Source organism: Allosphingosinicella sp. (assembly GCF_036387215.1).
Lineage (GTDB): Bacteria > Pseudomonadota > Alphaproteobacteria > Sphingomonadales > Sphingomonadaceae > Allosphingosinicella.
The window spans coordinates 1-3,656 of the sequence record NZ_DASVUE010000376.1 but is presented as its reverse complement, the minus strand read 5'-3'; the positions used below and the strand labels follow the sequence as shown (position 1 = coordinate 3,656).

Genomic DNA, 3,656 nt, shown 5'->3' with positions numbered 1-3,656 from the left:
GTTCCGGAAAATCGCATTAACCTGGGTCATTACGGCAGGATAAGAACCGGCCTTCAAGGCGGGCCTCAGCCGCATCGGAGGCGCCGGAGCACTGCTCCGGCGCGCTGATCAGCGGATGCGCGGGCCGCCGAACGGGAGCGGGGGCGGGGGGCGGCGGTCGCGGCGCGGAAGCTGCGCCTGATAGGCCACGCCGCAATGATCGACGCAATAGGGGAAGCCGGGGTTCGACGCTTTCCCGCAGAAGTGGAAATCGGGCTCCCCCGGGTGCCCGATCGGCCACTTGCAGATCTTCTCGTTGAGATCGAGCAGGCTGGTTTTGTCGGCGACGTCGGCGCTTGGCTTCGCGGGCACGAGCCGGCGCGGCGGGGCAGGGGGGATGGGCGGCTGCTGGTCGCCCGGACCCTGGCGCAGGAAGCCGCCCGGGCCCACTGAAACGACCCTCGGCTCCGGCGCTGCAGGCCGTTCGGCCGCCGGAGCGGCCGCGGCTGCGGCAGCGGCCGGTTGCGGGGCGGGCTGCGGCTCGGGCGCCGGCGCGGCCTCCCAGGGAGCCTCTGAAGCGGGTTCGGGCGCGGCCGGCTTGGCGCCCGCCGGCGCGGGCTCGTTCGGCTTCACCGGCGAGGGGCGCGACTGGAGGCCGAGCCGGTGCGCCTTGCCGATCACGGCGTTGCGCGACACGCCGCCGAGCTCGTCGGCGATCTGGCTTGCAGTCATGCCTTTCGACCAGAGCTCCTTAAGGCGCTCGATGCGCTCGTCGGTCCATGACATCAGAAATTCTTCCTCAGGTTCACGGCTTGCGGCTCCCGGCGTGGCTCTCTAGCGAGAGCGCCATGAACGACCAGCCTTCGAAGTGGGTTCGTACCGACCCTGGCGTCCCTGTGATCAGGAGCGTCAATTGGGGCGGCCTCAAGACCCTCTATTTGAAGGAGGTGAGGCGTTTCTTCAAGGTCCAGCTCCAGACGATCTGGGCGCCGGCCATCACCACCCTCCTGTTCCTGGTCATTTTCACCGTCGCCCTCGGCCGCACCGGACGTACGGTGATGGGCCTGCCCTTCGCCGATTTCCTGGCCCCCGGCCTCATCATCATGGGCATGATCCAGAATGCCTTCGCGAATTCCAGCTTCTCGCTGCTGGTCGGGAAGATCCAGGGCAACATCGTCGACTATCTGATGCCGCCCCTGTCGACTGGGGAGTTGATCGCCGGGCTGGTCGGAGCGTCGGTAACCCGCGCTTTTCTCGTCGGTTTTGCGGTTTGGGGGATCATGCTGCTGTGGCCCGGAGTGCACGTCGCGCCTCGACACCCGCTCACCATCCTGTGGTTCGGACTGCTTGGCAGCTCGATGCTTTCCTTCCTCGGCCTCCTCACCTCGATCTGGGCCGAGAAGTTCGACCACGCCGCGGCGGTTTCGAACTTCGTCGTAGCGCCGCTGTCGCTCCTGTCGGGCACCTTCTACTCGATCGAAAGCCTCGCCCCCGCATTCCGGGCGGTGAGCCACGCCAATCCCTTCTTCTACGTCATCTCCGGCTTCCGCTCGGGCTTCATCGGGGTCGCGGATTCGCCGCTCCACGTCGGCGGAGTGCTGCTGCTGGCGATCAACGTCGGGCTCTGGGCGCTCTGCTACGTTCTGCTCCGCAGGGGCTGGAAGCTCAAAAACTAGTTTCGGGCCTGAACCGTTGCTGACGGCCCCATTCAGGGGCCGAACAGCGACTCGCGCCTATACCGGCAGCATCGGGATGAGAGACTAGGAGTAAGACCATGCGTAAGATTTTGATTTCAGCAGCGATCCTCGGTGCGGTGGCAGTAACGGCTCCTGCAGCGGCCCAGTACGGTCAGTATGACCGTGGCTACGGCTACAACCAGGGCCGCGACATTCCGCAGCAGCTCAACCAGATCTCCGACCGTATCGAGCGGCTCCGCGAGCGCCGGCTGGTGTCGCGCGACGAAGCCCGCCGCCTCCACAACGAAGTGGAGCGGATCGACCGCCGCTACGACGACTATCGCCGCGATGGCCTGAGCCGCTGGGAGCATCAGGAGCTTCAGCAGCGGATCCAGAACCTCCGCTACCGCGTCCAGGCTGAGCGCCAGGAAGGCCGCCGCGACCGCTGGGACGATCGCCGCGACCGCTGGTAATCGCTGAGACGAATGGCCGGGCGCTGAATTGACGCGGCGCCCGGCCGATCCTTATAGAAGTGCATGAGAGGCGACCGTGATGGTCGCCTTTTTCGCATCCGTCGACCGAAACTCCGAGGAGCCCAAAATGGCCATCACGCCGCTCATGCCCGTCTATCCGCGCTCGCCGGTGCGGCCGGTCCGCGGCGAGGGGGTGTATCTCTACGGGGAGCAGGGCGAGCAATATCTCGATTTCGCGAGCGGCATCGCGGTGAACCTGCTCGGCCACGGCCATCCGCACCTCACCAAGGCGATCCAGGAGCAGGCGGCGACGCTGATCCACGTCTCCAATCTCTACGGCTCGCCGCAGGGCGAAAAGCTTGCGCAGCGGCTGGTCGACGCAACCTTCGCCGACACCGTCTTCTTCACCAATTCGGGGGCCGAGGCCGTCGAGTGCACGATCAAGACGGCGCGCCGCTATCACCATCACCACGGCAATCCGCACCGAAGCGTGCTGATTACCTTTTCGAACGCCTTCCACGGCCGGACGATGGCGACGATCAGCGCAACCAACCAGGAAAAGCTCCGCGACGGCTTTGCGCCTCTGCTGCCCGGTTTCACCGTCGTCGAGTTCGACAACCTTGCCGAAGCCGAGGCGGCGATCACGGAGCACACCGCCGGCTTCCTCGTCGAGCCGATCCAGGGCGAGGGCGGGATCCGCCCCGCGAGCGCCGAGTTCATGAAGGGGCTCCGGCGGCTCGCCGACGAGCACGACCTCATGCTCGTGCTCGACGAAGTCCAGTGCGGCGTCGCCCGCACCGGCAAGCTCTACGCCTACGAGCATTACGGCATCGAGCCGGACATCCTCGCAACCGCCAAGGGCATCGGCGGCGGCTTCCCGCTCGGCGCCTGCCTCGCCACCGAGAAAGCGGCGGTCGGGATGGTGGTCGGCACGCACGGCTCCACCTATGGCGGCAACCCGCTTGCAATGGCGGCGGGGCAGGCGGTGCTCGACGTCGTCGCCGCTCCCGAATTCCTCGATCACGTCACCCGCATGGGCGAGCGCCTGCGCGGCGCACTCGAGCAGATGATCCCAAACCACGACCATCTCTTCGAAAGCGTCCGCGGGGTCGGGCTGATGCTCGGCATCAAGATGAAGACCGACAGCCGCGCCTTCGTCACCTACCTGCGCGACCACGGGCTGCTGACGGTTGCAGCGGGGGACAACGTGATGCGCGTGCTTCCGCCGCTGGTGATCGAGGAGAGCCACGTTACCGAATTCGTGGAGCGCCTCTCCGAGGCCGCGCGGCGGTACGAGGTGCCGCAGGCGGCCTGACCTGAGCCGGGGATACTGAAAACGCGGCGGGCGTTCCCTACATCTTCGATCATGGCTTCACATCAATTCGAAGCGGCAACGGCCGCCAATCTCGACGAGGCGCTCGGCTTCACCATTCCCGCCCGCCACGCCCGCGGCCGGGTCGTGCGGCTGGGGCCGGTGCTCGACCAGATCTTGTCGGCTCACGACTACCCCGCTCCGATCGCGCGCATC

General features: G+C 66.7%; 4 protein-coding genes. 3 read left to right on the top strand and 1 reads right to left on the bottom strand.

The window, feature by feature from the left end; translation table 11 throughout:
* Window positions 1-108 precede the first annotated feature (108 nt).
* Window positions 109-765 carry a GcrA family cell cycle regulator gene (locus VF662_RS14700; RefSeq protein WP_464142591.1) on the bottom strand — a complete coding sequence of 219 codons (657 nt, stop codon included), beginning with the start codon at window positions 763-765 and terminating at the stop codon, window positions 109-111.
* Between the two features lie 62 nt (window positions 766-827).
* Here VF662_RS14700 and VF662_RS14695 point away from each other — a divergent pair, with 62 nt between their 5' ends.
* The 3 genes from VF662_RS14695 to VF662_RS14685 all read left to right on the top strand — a co-directional run bounded on the left by VF662_RS14695 (window position 828) and on the right by VF662_RS14685 (window position 3,443).
* Window positions 828-1,655, top strand: coding sequence for an ABC transporter permease (locus VF662_RS14695; RefSeq protein WP_464142589.1), 828 nt, complete (start codon window positions 828-830; stop codon window positions 1,653-1,655).
* A gap of 98 nt (window positions 1,656-1,753) precedes the next feature.
* Window positions 1,754-2,128 (top strand): hypothetical protein, encoded by a 375-nt coding sequence (locus VF662_RS14690; protein ID WP_464142587.1) that lies wholly within the window; start codon window positions 1,754-1,756, stop codon window positions 2,126-2,128.
* Between the two features lie 127 nt (window positions 2,129-2,255).
* A complete protein-coding gene (locus VF662_RS14685; RefSeq protein WP_464142585.1) occupies window positions 2,256-3,443 on the top strand; it encodes an acetylornithine transaminase in 1,188 nt (395 codons plus the stop codon).
* Window positions 3,444-3,656: the final 213 nt, after the last annotated feature.